This is a genomic window from Ferdinandcohnia sp. GQ5 (genome assembly GCF_059759275.1).
In genome coordinates this window covers 152,020-169,104 of sequence record NZ_JCAXEW010000006.1, presented here as the reverse complement: position 1 = coordinate 169,104, position 17,085 = coordinate 152,020, and the positions used below count along the sequence as shown (strand labels likewise).

The window sequence follows — 17,085 nt, the reverse complement described above, 5'->3', positions numbered from 1 at the left end:
CGTTGCAATAGTTACTCTTCATCTATTTTAATTTCTTTTAACCATTTTTCTTGTTTAGGTGAAAGTTGATAGCTTTCAAGTAAATCTGGCCTTCTTTTATATGTTCGTCTAAGTGATTCTTTTTCCCGCCATTCTTCAATATGCATATGATTTCCAGATAAAAGGACATCAGGTACGGTCATCCCTCTAAAATCTGCAGGTCTTGTATAATGAGGGTGTTCTAGTAATCCCGTACTATGAGAATCAAGCACTGGTGAATCCTCATTACCTAATACTCCTGGTAAAAGTCGAACAACACTATCTGAGATAACCATTGCTGCAAGTTCACCGCCAGTTAAAACAAAATCACCAATTGAAATTTCTTCCGTACTTAAATTTTCTCTAATCCGCTCATCATAGCCCTCATAGTGGCCACAAATAAAGATCAAATGATCTTCCTTTGCCAATTGTTCAGCTTTCTTTTGGGTAAATCTCTCTCCCTGTGGGCATAAAAGTATAACTTTAGGTTTTGATTCTGTTTGTTTAGTAAGATCTTCAACGGCATCAAAGATGGGCTGCGGCATTAATACCATTCCAGCTCCACCACCATAAGGATAGTCGTCAACTTTTTGATGTTTGTTATCGGCATATTCACGGAAGTTTACAACCCTGAACGAAACCTTCTCTTTTTCTTGTGCCTTTTTTATAATGGATTCACCCAGTACGCCATTAAACATATTTGGGAAAAGGGTTAAGATATCGATTTTCATGTTAGATTAATCCTTCCATGAGGTGAATGGTGATTCTTTTTTCATCAATATCAATTTCTTTCACGATATCATCAATAAACGGAATCAAAATTTCCTTACCCTTTGCACCTTTTACAACCCACACATCATTCGCACCTGGTGTTAATATTTCTTTAATAGGTCCTAATTCTTCGCCTTCCTCCGTAACAACAGTACAGCCAATTATTTCGTGGAAGTAATATTCTCCTTCCTCTAATGCACCAAGTTGACTTTCATGTACTTTAACTAGGGAGTCTTTAAATTGTTCCACATCATTAACGTTGTCGTAACCTTCAAAAGTAACTAAATCAAAGTTTTTATGAGTACGGTGTGATTGGACTTTAACTTCTAAAGGTTCTTTATCTGCTATAAAGATATGTAATGTATTTCCAACCTTATAACGTTCTTCAGGGAAATCTGTTCTAGAGATAATGCGAACCTCGCCTTTAATTCCATGTGTATTTACAATTTTTCCTACGTTATACCACTTGTCCATTTATTTCACCTCTAACGAATTTCTTCAACTATACCTTCTTTAATAATAATTGTTCGTGCAGTTGTTACTTCATCCCAGTTATCCCCTACATTTATATCAATAATCGATTGTACTTCTTTTTCCTTTATTTCACTGCCTATGGGTAGCATATGTATTTGTTCGATTTGAAACTCAAATTGTTTGATTTTTTCTTGCCTAAGGTTAATTTCATTGGTGAAATAAAGGTTAATTTTTGCAGAATCAAATTTCTTAAGCTTTTCCATTTTTCTTAGTTCAAACTTGAGCTGCTCGCATTCTTTAAGTAGTTGAACTTTATCGACTTGTAATGAATCGATGAGCTTTGCTTTGCTTTTATCCGTTAAAATTTGTTTTACTTCAACTGTTTGGATGATTTTCACGTGCACACAACCCTCATGAATTTATATAAATGTTCAAAAAGGAGGATGAAAAGGACCGGGTCGACAAAAACGCCACGGCCTCATGTCTTGTCGACACTAGTACGTCCTGTACGTTGAAGTTCAAGGCGGCGCGAGCTCCCGAGTACCGGATCGAGGCAACTGCTTGAGTTAACATCCTTGCAGCCTTGCGCTGAGGAATTGACTTCTAGAATATACTAGTAGACGCAAGCGCATGTCCTAGTTATTTATGATCTTCTAGGAGTAATATTCGCAGAAATTAGATGCGTCATTTTCACCGGACTTTTTAAACATCCACTTATAGAAAAAAGGGGGAGGTTGCCCTCTCCCTTTTCCTTGTTTGGTCTAGTTCCAGCGGTTAGAAACTCGAGAATCTTCAACTCCTTCAGTAGAAGCAAAAACCGCTTCTACGTCGGAGTCTCCAAATTTCTCGTTTTTGATCAAGCCGCCTACACTTTTCTTTTTATTCGTTAATTTCTAGATGAATTCGTTTATTATGTCCTGTTCCTGCTGCATAGACAACAGTTCTAATCGCCTTAATAACACGGCCTTGTTTCCCGATAACTTTACCCATATCTTCTTTATTCACGCTTAGCAAATAAGTGACATTGCGGTCGTCTGAGTCTTCAGTGACATTGACTTCTTCAGGATGATCAACCAGTGGCTGTACGATTGTTTTAATTAACTCTTTCATCTGTATGTTACCCATTACTTACCGTTTTTTGCGTTATGGAATTTCTCCATAATTCCTTGTTTTGAGAACAAGTTACGAACTGTGTCAGATGGTTTAGCACCATTTTGTAACCATTTTAATGCTAATTCTTCATCAATTTTAACTTCTGCAGGTTGAACAACTGGATTGTAAGTTCCTACAGTTTCAATTTGACGTCCATCACGTGGTGAACGAGAATCAGCTACAACGATACGATAGAAAGGAGATTTTTTTGCTCCCATGCGTTTTAAACGAATTTTTACTGCCATTTTATATAGCACCTCCGAAAATATTTCAACAAGATATAATATTAACTGTTCCACATCTGTTTGTAAAGTGTTTTTTCTTTACATCAATGAAATGGTTATTATTACTACATTTAAATAGAAAAGCGCAAGGCGCTCGTTCATCGGCGACAAGCATAAGAAAAGCGCTGACAGAAGGCGTTTTTTGCCTTCAGAAGCGATTGGCTTATGACCTCGAGCCGATAGCGCCTGAAGCTGGACAACTAGAACTAGGTATTACATAAAAGGAAATTTAAATCCTTTTTTCTTACCTTTTGTCATGTTTGTCATTTGCTTCATCATTTTCTTCATGTCTTCAAATTGCTTTAAGAGACGGTTTACCTCTTGAACAGTTCGACCGCTACCTTTTGCAATTCGCTTTTTACGACTTGAATTGATAATCTCAGGTTGTTCTCTCTCAGCCTTTGTCATAGAACGGATGATTGCCTCGACATGACCGATTTGTTTATCATCAACCTGAACATTCTTCAGCCCCTTCATTTTGTTAGCGCCTGGGAGCATACCAAGAACCTCATCAAGAGGACCCATTTTACGCACCTGTGCTAACTGTTCGAGGAAATCATCAAATGTAAAGGACATTGACTTAAATTTCTTTTCTAGCTCTTTTGCTTTATCTTCATCAACGGAAGCTTGCGCTTTTTCGATGAGTGAAAGCACATCCCCCATCCCTAAAATACGTGAGGCCATACGTTCAGGATGGAATGGTTCTAGAGCATCTAATTTTTCACCAAGACCTACAAATTTAATTGGTGTATTTGTAACAGCTTTAACTGATAATGCTGCACCACCACGGGTATCCCCATCAAGCTTCGTTAAAACAACACCCGTTAAACCTAATAAATCATTAAAGCTTTGCGCGACATTGACTGCATCTTGACCTGTCATAGCGTCAACAACAAGAAAAATCTCATCAGGCTGAGTAACTTCTTTGACTTGTTTAAGCTCGTCCATCAGTTCTTCATCAATGTGCAAACGTCCCGCCGTATCGATTAACACATAATCATGATGTTCTTCTTTTGCTTTTTCGATTGCTTGTTTTGCTATTTCAACAGGACTTACCTGATCGCCAAGAGAAAAAACCGGCATATTAAGTTGTTTACCTAATGTTTGTAGTTGATCTATTGCAGCTGGACGATAAATATCAGCAGCAACGAGAAGTGGTTTACGATTGTGCTTTTTACGTAATAGGTTGGCAAGCTTTCCAGTAGTTGTGGTTTTACCAGCCCCTTGTAAACCAACCATCATAATAACGGTTGGCGGTCTTTTGGCAACCGCAATCTTGCTTTGCTCTCCACCCATAAGGTCTGTAAGCTCCTGCTGAACAACTTTTATAACTTGTTGTCCTGGAGTTAAGCTTTTCATTACCTCTTGTCCGACAGCTCGTTCGCTGACACGCTTGACAAAATCTTTTACAACTTTGAAGTTAACGTCAGCCTCAAGTAATGCTAGACGTACTTCTCGCATCATTTCCTTTACATCGGATTCTGATACTTTTCCCTTACCGCGAATTTTCTGCAGTGTACCTTGCAGTCGGTCGGCTAATCCTTCAAATGCCATTTTTTCACCGCCCCTTATTCTAATTTCTCAAGCAACTGTATCACATTTTGAAGTTCTTCGCTATCATCATATTGATGTGAAAGTCGTTTTAGCTCGGTAATCAGTTTTCTTCGCTCTTGAAATTTCTGAAATAGTAACAGTTTTTCCTCGTACTCTTCAAGCATTGTCTCTGTACGCTTAATATTATCATAGACAGCTTGACGACTAATTTCATATTCCTCTGCTATTTCACCAAGGGAAAAGTCATCTAGGTAATATAAAGACATATAGTTTCTTTGCTTAGGCGTTAACAACGATTGATAGAAATCATAGAGATAATTCATTCTCGTTGTTTTTTCAAGCATAGAATCTCCCCCTTGTTAAGTGAAATACCTTTACAATTCAATAGTTTACCTATTTCACAATAGGTTGTCAAGTTAATTTACTTTACTATCATATACAAAGTGTCATAACACCTATCAAAAAAAAGCCTGTGTGATCAGGCTCTTTTTTTGTTCCTTTATTCTTCTGCTTTCTCGACTAAGTCTGCAAATAGACCGTACACGTAGTTTTTAGCATCAAATTCCTGCAGGTCGTCTACCTTTTCCCCAAGTCCAATCAGTTTTACAGGAATGTTTAGTTCATTTCTGATTGCCAGGACGATTCCACCTTTAGCCGTTCCATCTAATTTTGTTAAAACAATTCCCGTTACATCTGTAGCTGCTGAGAAAGTTTTAGCTTGAGTTAATGCATTTTGTCCTGTTGTCGCATCAAGAACGAGTAAGACTTCATGCGGAGCACCAGGTAATTCACGTTCAATGACGCGTTTAACTTTTTCAAGCTCTTTCATAAGGTTGACCTTATTTTGAAGTCGTCCCGCTGTATCACATATTAACACATCAACATTTCGAGATTTTGCTGCTTGAACAGCATCATACATAACTGCTGCTGGATCTGAACCTTCTGATTGTTTGATCACATCTACGCCAACACGGTCTCCCCAAACTTCAAGCTGCTGAATTGCACCCGCACGGAATGTATCTCCCGCTGCTAAAAGGACATTTTTACCCTCATTTTTTAGGCGGTTGGCAATTTTACCAATAGATGTGGTTTTACCCACACCATTAACGCCCACAACTAAAATGACAGTAAGGCCTTCCTCCTGAATATTTAGCTTAGGTGATTGTTCCTCGTTTCCTTGGTATATCTCAACAAGTTTCTCCGAGATCACACTTTGGACGTCTTTTGTGTCTTGTATGTTTCTTCGTTTGACTTCCATCTTCAATTCATCAATAAGTTCCATTACGGTAGATACGCCAACATCTGCAGCGATTAATATTTCTTCAAGTTCTTCAAAAAAGTCCTCATCAACCTTTCGATAGCGAGCAACTAAATCATTAACTCGCTCTGAAAATGTATTACGAGTTTTAGATAAACCATCCTTAAATTTTTCGGTTACTGAGTCAGCCTGAGTTGAAATCTTTTCTTTAAATTTTTTAAAGAAACTCATGTAAATCCCCTTTCGTTCTACGTTTGCGATACAAATTCCTTCGATTCTTCAAGTCGAACTGAAACAAGTTTGGAAACCCCGGATTCCTGCATGGTTACACCATATAGCACATCCGCTTCTTCCATTGTACCTTTACGATGAGTAATAACAATAAATTGTGTTTCATTGCTAAATTTCTTTAAATATTGCGCAAACCGGAATACATTTGCTTCATCAAGTGCAGCCTCTACCTCATCTAGTACACAGAATGGAACAGGTCGTACTTTAAGAATTGAAAATAGCAATGCAATTGCAGTTAATGCTCTTTCCCCACCAGATAAAAGCCCTAAGTTCTGCAGTTTTTTCCCTGGAGGCTGAGCAACAATTTCTACACCTGTATTCAATAGATCATTTGGATCAGTTAGACGAAGGTCTGCTCGTCCACCACCAAATAGTGCCTGGAAAACCTTTTCGAAATGGGAACGAATACTTGTAAAAGTAGTTTCAAATCTCTTTTTCATTTCGTCATCCATTTCATCAATCACTTGGAACAACGTATCCTTTGCTTCCTGAAGGTCATTTTGTTGTTCTGTTAAGAATGTAAAACGTTCAGATACCCTCTCATATTCATCGATTGCCCCAAGGTTGACAGTACCAAGCTCTTCAATAGCAAGCTTTATAAGTTTTACCTTCTTTCTTGCTTCAGAAACTTCGATTTGAAGAGGAAATTGTTCTTTAGCAGCCTCATAAGTTAATAAATATTCCTCACGAAGATGTGTTAAACCATTCTCAAGTTCTACATCTAAGCGATTCACCTTAACCTCTTCATCTTGTAGAATGTCTACGAGCTGCTTATACTGACGTCTTGATTCCTTTAACTCACGCTCTAGATCTTCAAGTGTCATTTGTAGTGATAGGCGATGATCTCTCTTATTGCTAATCATTTGGATCGCTTCGTTCTTATCATTTAATTTTTGCTTTGCTGCTTCTTCAAGCTCTAATTCACCTGAATTACTTGAGGTCATTTCATTATCAAGAAGGGCTAAATCGTCTTTCAAGTCAGTAAGCCTAGTGTGCCCGTCATTAAACTCTACCTCTAATCGTTTCACCTTTTCTTGTTGATGTTCGAGTGCTTGTTTTTTTCTAGCTAAAATAACCTTTTGTTCAGTTATTTCCGTTTGTACTGTTTCACGTGAAGTTTGTTGGTCAGACTTTTGTGAATTCAATTGGTCAATCGTTTCGTCTAAAGAGCACAGCTCTTCATCAAGAGCAACTAATTTATCCTTAAGCTCTTCTAGACGAGTAGTCATCTTTTCTTTATCAAGTTGATATTGTTGCTTCTCATCATCATACAATGCCAAATGTTCATTCACATTCTGCTCTTTCAAAGTAACTTCTCGATATTCACCTTTAATGGTTTGCTCTTTTAAGCGTAATGTTTCTCCTGTTTGACGAAGTCCTTCAAGCATTTCTTCTTGCTCGGAAATTAGCTTTTTCTTATCTTTAACCGTTTTTTCGAGTTCTGTTGTTTTAATTTCCATTTCCGATAATTTTTTAGCAATTGCCTCAAGCTCACGGCCTCTACTTAATAACGAATTCGACTTTTGTTTGACAGCTCCCCCAGTCATCGAACCACCAGGATTTACTACATCACCATCAAGCGTGACAATTCGATACCTATGTCCAACAAGCGATGCTAACTCATTCGCGCCTTTTAAATTATTTGTAATAATAATTGTTCCTAATAGGTTTGAAATGACAGATTGAAATCTTCCTTCGTAGGAAATTAGTTCAGAAGCTACTCCAATAAATGCTTGATGTCCTTTAATTGCGACAAGTTGGGTTGCAGGTATCGAACGTTCTTTTATGACATTCATCGGTAAAAACGTTGCTCGACCATACGAATTTTTCTTCAAATACTGGATTGCAGATCTTGCATTTTTTTCATTATTCACAACAATATGCTGTGTTGCCGCACCCAATGCGATTTCAACAGCGGTCTCATACTCTTTAGGAACTTGAATTAATTCTGCAATTGCACCTTCAATTCCTTCGAGTTGATCATTTCTAGCCTTTAAAACTTCCTTAACTCCTTGAAAGAAGCCAGAATAATCATCCTGCATTTCTTCAAGCATTTCTTTTCTCGACTTCGTTTGTTGCAGATATTGATATGCCTGATAAAGCATGCTTTCTTGCTTCTGATAGTTTTTCTTTCCATTCTCAAGCTTTGCTTGTAAGTCTCTAAAAGAAACAATTTGGTGATTAATCTCCTGTTCAATTACAGAGAGCTTTGTTTGTAGCCGTACTTTCTCATCGAGAATTTCTTTGCGCTCTACTAGATATTTTTGATTTGACTCATCTAAACGAGCTACTTTCGCTTCCTGCTGTGAAAGCTGATCATTAATATAGCCAATTTCATTTCGAAAAGAAGCCTGTTTATTTAGCAACTCAAAATAATCACTTTTCAAATTCTCAATTTTCTCTTCAATATTTTGGTCATACGAAGCAAGTAACGTTTGTTTTTCTTTTAACTGCTGTTCTAGTACTTTAACTTCTTCAATTAGTTTCGAAAGCTCATGTTGCTCTGTTTGTTTATTTTCATTTAGGGTCTCCAACTTTTGTGAAAGTTCAAAGATTGAATTTTCAAGTTGGCCTTTGTTTTGCGATGCATTTTTTTTGCGTTCTTTTAATACTTCTTTGCGTCCTTCTAATTTTTCAAGCTCTTCACTCGTCCTTAATAGGAGTTGTTGAAGTTCGTGAATCGATGAATCGGCCGCTTCAATTCCATTTCGTAGTTCTTCAATTTTAGCTTCCTTGCCTTGAAGTTTTGTGTTTAAAGTGAGTTCTTGCTCTTTATGCTCTTCGACAAGCTTTGATAGCTTCACCCATTTTTCATGAAGTTCTTCAATTTCATAAACCGTTAGGCCTACTTCAATTGTTTCTAGTTCTTTCTTTTTTTCAAGATAATCCTTCGCAATCGATGACTGGATTTGAAGTGGCTCTATTTGAGATTCAAGCTCATGAATGATGTCATTTACACGATTTAAATTTTCCTGTGTTTCAGCAAGCTTATATTCAGCCTTCTTTTTACGAGTTTTGTATTTTAACACCCCAGCCGCTTCTTCAAAAATGCTTCTTCGTTCCTCAGCTTTACTGCTTAAAATTTCTTCTACTTTCCCTTGACTAATGATTGAAAAAGCTTCACGGCCAAGTCCAGAATCCATCAATAAATCAACAATATCTTTTAAACGACATGCCTGTTTATTTATTAAAAACTCACTTTCACCAGACCGGTATACACGGCGAGTTATACTCACTTCATGATAATCGATTGGTAAAAATTGATCTTCGTTATCCAACGTTAATGTTACTTCAGCCACATTTAGTGCTTTGCGACTATCACTTCCTGCGAAAATGATATCTTCCATTTTCGACCCACGCAATGATTTTGCTGACTGTTCTCCTAGAACCCATCGTATACCATCAGTGATGTTACTTTTACCACTACCATTTGGCCCAACGACAGCCGTAACCCCAGGTACAAAATCTACTGCAATTCTTTCAGCAAACGATTTAAATCCTACTATATCTAAACGTTTGAGGAACATAAACTTCCCCCTCAATTACAATTTTACAATTTAAAGTCCTACATATTTTATCATAAACAAGTATTTTATTGGATTACTTTTTATCACCATATATGTATGGGCAAAAATATAACCCCACGATATCGTGGGGTGCGCTACTTATTTTTGTTTGTTTTTCAGCTTTATTAAGGCAATTTCTGCCGCATGCTGTTCAGCTTCCTTTTTCGATCTTCCTGTGCCTATTCCAAGCTCCTCGCCATTTAAAGAAACACGTGAAACAAATTCACGACTATGGGCTGGCCCTTTTTCTTGGAGAACCTTATATTCGATAACTCCAGTTCCATCCCGCTGGACAAGCTCTTGTAGCTGACTCTTAAAATCCATCACATGAGAAAAAGCACCCGCATTAATTTTAGGTATGACTGTTTTATCTAAAAACTCATTGACAACCTCTAATCCATGATCAAGATAAAGCGCTCCAATAAATGCCTCAAATACATCAGCAAGTAAAGCAGGTCGCTCTCTACCACCAGTCATTTCTTCCCCTTTTCCTAGTAAAACGAGTTCCCCAAATTTTAATTCATTTGCAAAGGTTACTAATGATGGCTCACAAACAATTGCCGCACGCATCTTAGTTAACTCACCTTCACTCATGATTGGAAACTTTTTAAAAAGGAACTTGGAAATGGTTAGTTCTAAAACAGCATCTCCTAAAAATTCAAGCCGTTCATTGTCTTCATGAGGCTTTTTTCGATGCTCATTCACATAAGATGAATGTGTAAATGCTTGAATAAGTAATCCTTCATCATGAAACTGAATTCCAAGTCGCTCCTGAAAAGCTTTAAATTTTAGAGCGAATTTATTGCCTTTGTCTTTATTTATCCGCTTCACCTTATGAACCTCCAAGGAGAAAGCCCCGTTTTATTAACGGGACTCACATTCTAAGAAATATTATAGCTGGCTTTTTATGTAATTTACAGCGTCACCAACTGTAGCAATTTTTTCAGCCTCATCATCTGAAATTTCCATATCAAACTCATCTTCAAGTTCCATAACAAGTTCAACCACGTCTAGTGAATCCGCTCCAAGATCATCTTTAAAAGAAGCCTCTAAAGTTACTGCTGATTCCTCAACACCTAAGCGATCAACAACGATTTTTGTAATTCTCTCAAACACATCTGCCATTTCCATTCACCTCCCCTCAAGGTATTATATTTTGTTTTACTAGAAAAGCGCAAGAGCCTTTACAATAGTTTTTCGTATTGCCCAGTTCCAGGCACCATCAGCTCACTGGTCTAACCAATCGTTACTGAAGGTAAAAGACACTTCGGTTCAGCGCTTGTCTAAACCTTATCCCCTCAAGCAGTGGGCCTTGTACTTTTCTATTTACATTACCATTCCACCGTCAATATGCAAGGTTTGACCTGTCATATAGTTGCTATGATCTGATGCAAGGAAGAGAACAACTCCAGAGATATCGGTTGTTTCACCAAATCTATTAAGCGGAATTAGTTTTAACATTTCATTCTTAACGTCTTCAGGAAGCTTATCTGTCATATCAGTCGTAATAAATCCCGGCGCTACAGCGTTCACTGTAATATTTCTGCTCGCTAATTCCTTCGCTGCAGTTTTCGTTAATCCGATTACCCCAGCCTTTGCAGCAACATAGTTAGCTTGTCCTGGATTACCACTAACACCCACGATTGAAGCTATATTTATAATTTTTCCAGAACGTTGCTTCATCATCTGTCTTGTAACTGCTTTCGTGCTAAGAAATACACCTTTTAGGTTAATATTAATAACATCGTCCCATTCTTCCTCTTTCATTCTCATCAACAAATTATCCCTAGTAATTCCTGCGTTATTAACAAGAATATCAAGACTGCCGAAAGTAGAAATAACTTCTTTAACCATATTTGTCACCGAATCTGCATCTGACACATTCGCTTGGATTGCAAATGCTTCTTGACCTAATGCTTTAATCTCATCAACAACTTCGTTTGCTTTTTGTTCACTACCAGAATAGTTTACCGCAACTTTTGCACCTGCTTTTGCTAACTCAATTGCAATTGTTCGGCCAATTCCACGTGAAGCACCGGTAACCAATGCTACTTTGCCATTTAACATCTTAATTTCCCTCCTTCAATGCACGAATCGTTGCTTCGAGAGTTTCTGTATCACTTATTGCATATGTTGCTACTCTGCGATTTACTTTTTTAACCAAACCTGAAAGAACTTTACCAGGGCCAATTTCGATAAAAGTATCTACGCCTTGGTCAAGCATATATTGAACAGAACTTTCCCATAAAACAGGTGAATATAATTGCTTTACCAGATTTTCTTTTATTTGATCAGCTGAAGTCATTTCTTCCGCATTAACATTAGCCACGACTGGAACAGATGCATCAATAATCTCAATTTGGTCCAATACGGAACGTAATTTTTCAGCGGCTGGCTGCATTAATGAAGAATGAAACGGCCCACTTACCTCAAGCGGAATCGCTCGTTTTGCTCCCTTTTCCTTTGCTAATTCACATGCTTTCTGTACCCCTTCGGCAGATCCTGAAATAACAATTTGGCCAGGACAATTAATATTCGCTAGCTGTACTGGAAGACCTAAAGCAGATATTTCTTCGGTTACAGCGTGTAAGTCTTCACTGCTCATCCCTAAAATCGCTGCCATTGTGCCTTGACCTGCAGGTACAGCTTCTTCCATAAATTCGCCACGTTTGCGTACTGTACGAACAGCATCTTCAAAGCTCAGTGCGCCAGCAGCTACTAACGCCGTATACTCACCAAGACTATGTCCCGCTACATAATCAGGTGTAAGATCTTCTTGCTTGAATTTTTCAAGAATTGCAATACTCGTCGTTAATAGTGATGGTTGGGCATTAGTTGTCAGTGTTAAATTTTCCTGTGGACCATTAAAAATAAGCGAGGACAATTCCTCACCTAGCGCTTTGTCAGCTCTAGTAAAAATATCTTGAACCGTTTCTGAAGCATCTGCTAATTCCTTCCCCATTCCCACGGTCTGAGAACCTTGTCCTGGAAAAACGAATGCAATCTTACCCATTCTCTATTCCCCCTATTCGTCTACTGTAGGATTAATATCCTCTAATGTTTTACGTATTGTTCCAGCTACATCCTTCTCTACCATTTCATAGGTTTGACGGATGGCACTAAATAAACCATTTGCATCTGAAGAACCATGGGCTTTTATAACAGGAGCTTTTAATCCAAATAATCCTGCCCCTCCGTATTCTGAGTAATCTAATGTCTTTTTTAATCCCTTTAATTCTGGCATTAATAGACCAGCAGCTATTTTACTTTTTAGATTACTTGTAAAAGCTGTTTTCAACATTTTAAACATGGAAAGAGCAGTACCTTCAATTGTCTTTAACGCTACGTTACCTGTAAATCCGTCTGTAACAACAACATCTGCAACCCCGTCAAGTAGGTCTCTTGCCTCTACGTTTCCAACGAAATTAAGATTTGTTGCTTTCATCATTTCAAATGCATGTTTCGTTAATTCATTCCCTTTTTTATCTTCTGTACCGACATTTAATAGTCCTACTCGAGGATTTGTAACTCCACGAACCTTTTCAGAGTAGATTGAACCCATTATCGCATACTGAAGCAAATGCTCAGGCTTTGCATCAACATTTGCACCAACATCAAGCATGAGAAATCCCTTTTTATCTAGAGTTGGTAAAGTCGGTGCTAACGCTGGTCGATCAATCCCCTCAATTCGGCCAACGATAAAGAGTCCAGCAGTCATTAATGCCCCTGTATTTCCTGCAGAAATACAGGCATCTGCACGTCCCTCACTAACCTCTTTTGCCATTAAGACCATCGATGCGTTCTTTTTTCTTCTAACAGCCCTCACAGGTTCATCTGTACCTTCTATTACTTCTGTTGTATGTAAAATTGTGATTCTTTCATCTTCAGTTAAGTATTTGCGAATTTTTGCTTCATCGCCAATAAGTGTAACTTCAAGGTCTTTATAATGCTTTAATGCAGATATTGTCCCCTTTACAATTTCCTCTGGGGCATGATCCCCGCCCATTGCATCAATTGCAAGCTTCATCTTTGTATCAATCCTTTTGTTTGCTTTTAGGTAGTCAGATGCTCATAACTTGAGTTCGTTCTCTATTATGAATCAATTTTTACTTGTTTATTAGAACGATACATTAAAAATTCACCGGAAAACACCAATTCATTTCCAACATAGCTTTTTACATCTACGATTGTTCTCCCTTTTTCCTCAGAACCTTTCACTTTTGCTTTTGCGACGACACGCTCATCTAGTTTTACTTGTCTCGTAAAACGAATATTCGCTTTTGCCGTAAGCGCAAGCTCATCATTAATGACAGCAACCGCTAGTGAATTTGCTTGAGCAAAAAGATGATGTCCACGAGCTATATGGTTACGTTTAAAAACATGCTCCTGTGTTACATCAAAGATTGAAATCGCACTGTCATCTAATTCAATATCAATGATTTCACCAATTACTTCATCAATTGGTAAAGATTTAACTTCATCTTCTAATTTTTTTTCAGCAACATTCTTGATTCGCTCACGCAGTTCAGGAATTGATAGTTCTAATCGGTCCAATCTAATTGTTTGAACACTTACCATGAACTTTTCAGCTAAGTCTTCATCAGTTATAAACGGATTTACTTTAATCGTTTCCTGTAATAGTTGCTGCCGTTCTTTTTTACTCTTTCTCATTTAAAAACACACCGTCCGCACTCTTAAGACTAGGTACTAATAGTTAGTATATAATTAAAAAAAGCAGATTGCAAGAAGAAATCCTCCTCACAAGCTGCCCTATACGATATGGGGTTTAGTCAAGTTTTTCGCCATCTAAAATACCAGATTGTAATAAATCTTTCCTAAGGTGTTTGTAAGATTCATCTTTCCAAAACACCTGCGAATTTATGAGTTTAGTAGCATCATTTCTAGCGACCTCTAAGGTTCGATAATCGTGAACCATATCTGCGACTTTAAATTCTGGAACACCACTTTGTTTTCTCCCAAAGAAGTCACCAGGGCCACGAAGTTCTAAATCTTTTTCTGATAAAACAAATCCATCATTTGTTTCCGTCATGATCCGCATTCGTTCTTTTCCCACTTCAGATTTTGGATCAGCTAGAAGGATACAATAAGACTGTTCACTTCCCCGTCCAACACGTCCCCGTAATTGGTGAAGTTGTGATAGTCCGAATCGTTCAGCATCATAAATTACCATCAATGTCGCATTGGGAACATTCACACCCACTTCGACTACTGTTGTCGAAACTAGGATTTGAACTTCATTTTCACTAAATTGTCTCATTACATCGTCTTTTTCGTCTGCGGACAAACGACCATGCATTAAGCCGACCTTTGCTTTATTTTGAAAATGAAATGAGAGCATTGAATGAACATCAATTGCATTTTGTACATCTAGTTTATCTGATTCCTCAATCAGAGGGCATATAACATAGGCTTGTCTACCTTTAGCAAGCTCTTTTTCAATAAACACTAATATCCGTTCTAGTAACTCATGCTTCACCCAATATGTTTCAATTTTTTTCCTTCCGGCTGGCATTTCATCGATTACAGAGACATCCATCTCTCCAAAAACTGTAATCGCAAGAGTCCGTGGAATTGGTGTTGCAGTCATAAAGAGCACATCAGGATTTTCTCCTTTTTCCCGCAATACCCTGCGTTGTTCAACACCAAAGCGATGCTGTTCATCTGTAATTACCAGGCCAAGCCTATGGAAATTAACTTCATCTTGAATTAGTGCATGAGTACCAACTAAAATATGAACTTCACCCGCTTTAAGCTGCTCGAGGATTTCTCTTCTTCGTTTACCCTTAACAGAGCTTGATAGCAGTTGAATATTTAACCCGTACTCGGAAAATAACTCCATTAATGAATGTGAATGCTGTTCTGCTAAAATTTCTGTTGGAACCATTAATGCTCCCTGATATCCAGAAAGGATTGTGGCATATAATGAAATAGCAGCAACAACCGTCTTGCCTGAACCAACATCACCTTGTAGCAAGCGATTCATTCGATATGGGGAGCGGAGATCATTAATTATTTCAGTGACAACCCGATTTTGGGCATTTGTTAAAGGAAATGGCAGTCCATTCATGAATCCTTCTAATTTTTCTATCTGAATGTCCATTGCTGAACCCATCGTTTGTTCCCGTTCAAATTTCCTAAGTGCCTGCATTTTTAGTTGGAAAAGTAGAAACTCCTCATATACAAAGCGTCTTCTAGCCTGTTTTAAATCTTGATGACTTAATGGATGATGCATGATTTTAATAGCATCCTTCTTAGGTAAAAGCTTGTATGTGGTTAATAATTGTTCCGGGAGATTGTCCTCAATTTGATCACCAAACTGCCCAAGGGCAAGTGCCATAAACCGCTTTATTCCTTTAGCAGTGATCTTTCCTTTTGTTGAATAAACCGGTTCAATCCGATTGTCATTCGTCATTGGACCAAAAACTATCTCACTAACGGTAATTGTTTGACGATGTTGATCCCATTTTCCGGAAATCGTAATAGTATCATTTAATGATATTTTATTCTTATAATATGGCCGATTAAAGCAGGTCGCTGTAATAAGATAACGACCAACTAAGACCCTAAAAGTTAAGCGCGAACGCTTACGATTGTAATAGGTTAATAGTGGTTCACTATGAACTTTTCCCTCAATCGTTATTTTCTCCTCATGCTTAACTTCTGCTAGGTCTCTAAGACTATAGTCTTCAAATCGATATGGGAAGTACAATAGTAGGTCAAGAATGGAATAGATGTGCATCTCGTTAAGCTGTAATCCTGTCTCCTCGCCGATTCCTTTTATTTCAGTGACAGGTTGTTGAAGTTGACTATTCACTTTTGTTTAGCGAAATCCCAAAGATCTTTGCTTCAAGAGCACGACCAGTTGGAGTTGCCGCTAGTCCTCCCTGTGCTGTTTCTTTTAGTGCCGTTGGCATTGTCTGACCTATTCTGTACATCGCATCGATTACCTCATCACATGGGATCCGACTTGTAACTCCTGCTAATGCCATATCTGCAGCAACCATAGCATTCGCTGCTCCCATCGCATTCCTCTTAACACATGGTACCTCGACAAGTCCTGCCACAGGGTCACATACTAGTCCAAGCATATTCTTTAAAGTAATCGCCATTGCTTCTGCAGATTGCTGTGGAGTACCGCCTGCCATCTCAACTATTGCAGCAGCAGCCATTCCAGCAGCAGATCCAACCTCAGCTTGACAGCCTCCAGCAGCACCAGAAATAGATGCATTGTTCGCAACAACAAATCCAAATGCGCCAGCGGTAAATAAAAATTCAACCATTTGCTCTTTTGTTGGATTCAATTTTTCTTTCACAGCAAATAAAGTGCCTGGTACAACACCTGCAGAGCCTGCAGTTGGTGTCGCGCAAATTGTTCCCATTGCTGCATTAACTTCATTAGTCGCTACAGCCTTGCTAACAGCGTCCAGGACTGTTTTACCCGTTAAAAAGTTTCCTTTATTTATATAATCCTGTAGAAGAACAGCATCTCCGCCTGTTAAACCTGAAAGTGACGATACTCCAGACAATCCTCTTTCAACAGCTTTTTCCATCACTTCAAGATTTCGTTCCATTTGTGAGATGATTTCTTCACGAGTTTTACCAGTTACTTCAACCTCTTGTTCAATCATCACTTCTGCTATTTTCATATTTTTAGAAGTAGCAAGTTCTACTAACTCAGCAACATTACGAAACATAA

The 17,085-nt window shown here is 38.1% G+C and carries 17 protein-coding genes; all 17 read right to left on the bottom strand.

Features of this window, described 5'->3' with window-relative positions; all coding sequences use genetic code 11:
- Positions 1-11: 11 nt before the first annotated feature.
- Positions 12-749 (bottom strand): tRNA (guanosine(37)-N1)-methyltransferase TrmD, encoded by a 738-nt coding sequence (gene trmD, locus AC6CHV_RS09510; RefSeq protein WP_498078774.1) that lies wholly within the window; start codon positions 747-749, stop codon positions 12-14.
- Between the two features lies 1 nt (position 750).
- Positions 751-1,263 (bottom strand): ribosome maturation factor RimM, encoded by a 513-nt coding sequence (gene rimM, locus AC6CHV_RS09505; protein WP_121446558.1) that lies wholly within the window; start codon positions 1,261-1,263, stop codon positions 751-753.
- An 11-nt stretch (positions 1,264-1,274) separates the two neighbouring features.
- Positions 1,275-1,661 carry a YlqD family protein gene (locus tag AC6CHV_RS09500; protein ID WP_341331916.1) on the bottom strand — a complete coding sequence of 129 codons (387 nt, stop codon included), beginning with the start codon at positions 1,659-1,661 and terminating at the stop codon, positions 1,275-1,277.
- A gap of 481 nt (positions 1,662-2,142) precedes the next feature.
- Positions 2,143-2,373 carry a KH domain-containing protein gene (locus AC6CHV_RS09495; protein ID WP_440273924.1) on the bottom strand — a complete coding sequence of 77 codons (231 nt, stop codon included), beginning with the start codon at positions 2,371-2,373 and terminating at the stop codon, positions 2,143-2,145.
- Positions 2,374-2,387: 14 nt separating this feature from the next.
- Complete coding sequence (gene rpsP, locus AC6CHV_RS09490; RefSeq protein WP_077617792.1) at positions 2,388-2,660, bottom strand: 30S ribosomal protein S16; 273 nt, start codon at positions 2,658-2,660, stop codon at positions 2,388-2,390.
- 252 nt (positions 2,661-2,912) lie between these two features.
- Positions 2,913-4,253, bottom strand: a complete 1,341-nt coding sequence (gene ffh / locus AC6CHV_RS09485) for a signal recognition particle protein (RefSeq protein ID WP_121446556.1) — start codon at positions 4,251-4,253, stop codon at positions 2,913-2,915.
- Positions 4,254-4,267: 14 nt separating this feature from the next.
- Positions 4,268-4,597: a putative DNA-binding protein gene (locus AC6CHV_RS09480; protein ID WP_440273920.1), complete on the bottom strand. Its 330-nt coding sequence runs from the start codon at positions 4,595-4,597 to the stop codon at positions 4,268-4,270.
- Between the two features lie 155 nt (positions 4,598-4,752).
- The gene (gene ftsY / locus AC6CHV_RS09475) at positions 4,753-5,742 is read right to left on the bottom strand and encodes a signal recognition particle-docking protein FtsY (protein WP_498078773.1); all 990 of its coding nucleotides are present in this window, start codon (positions 5,740-5,742) and stop codon (positions 4,753-4,755) included.
- 17 nt (positions 5,743-5,759) lie between these two features.
- Positions 5,760-9,329 carry a chromosome segregation protein SMC gene (gene smc / locus AC6CHV_RS09470; protein ID WP_498078772.1) on the bottom strand — a complete coding sequence of 1,190 codons (3,570 nt, stop codon included), beginning with the start codon at positions 9,327-9,329 and terminating at the stop codon, positions 5,760-5,762.
- Between the two features lie 138 nt (positions 9,330-9,467).
- Positions 9,468-10,199 (bottom strand): ribonuclease III, encoded by a 732-nt coding sequence (gene rnc, locus AC6CHV_RS09465; RefSeq protein ID WP_121446553.1) that lies wholly within the window; start codon positions 10,197-10,199, stop codon positions 9,468-9,470.
- Between the two features lie 60 nt (positions 10,200-10,259).
- A complete protein-coding gene (locus tag AC6CHV_RS09460; protein WP_099352471.1) occupies positions 10,260-10,493 on the bottom strand; it encodes an acyl carrier protein in 234 nt (77 codons plus the stop codon).
- A gap of 201 nt (positions 10,494-10,694) precedes the next feature.
- Positions 10,695-11,435: a 3-oxoacyl-[acyl-carrier-protein] reductase gene (gene fabG / locus AC6CHV_RS09455; RefSeq protein WP_341331919.1), complete on the bottom strand. Its 741-nt coding sequence runs from the start codon at positions 11,433-11,435 to the stop codon at positions 10,695-10,697.
- A gap of 1 nt (position 11,436) precedes the next feature.
- Positions 11,437-12,381, bottom strand: a complete 945-nt coding sequence (gene fabD, locus AC6CHV_RS09450; RefSeq protein WP_498078771.1) for an ACP S-malonyltransferase — start codon at positions 12,379-12,381, stop codon at positions 11,437-11,439.
- 12 nt (positions 12,382-12,393) lie between these two features.
- A complete protein-coding gene (gene plsX / locus AC6CHV_RS09445; RefSeq protein ID WP_498078770.1) occupies positions 12,394-13,395 on the bottom strand; it encodes a phosphate acyltransferase PlsX in 1,002 nt (333 codons plus the stop codon).
- Positions 13,396-13,460: 65 nt separating this feature from the next.
- Positions 13,461-14,039 carry a transcription factor FapR gene (gene fapR / locus AC6CHV_RS09440; protein WP_498078769.1) on the bottom strand — a complete coding sequence of 193 codons (579 nt, stop codon included), beginning with the start codon at positions 14,037-14,039 and terminating at the stop codon, positions 13,461-13,463.
- Between the two features lie 115 nt (positions 14,040-14,154).
- Entirely contained in the window at positions 14,155-16,203 is a 2,049-nt protein-coding gene (recG, locus tag AC6CHV_RS09435) for an ATP-dependent DNA helicase RecG (RefSeq protein ID WP_341331923.1), read from the bottom strand.
- Positions 16,196-17,083: an L-serine ammonia-lyase, iron-sulfur-dependent, subunit alpha gene (gene sdaAA, locus AC6CHV_RS09430; protein ID WP_341331924.1), complete on the bottom strand. Its 888-nt coding sequence runs from the start codon at positions 17,081-17,083 to the stop codon at positions 16,196-16,198. The genes recG and sdaAA overlap by 8 nt, the downstream gene beginning before the upstream one ends.
- Positions 17,084-17,085: the final 2 nt, after the last annotated feature.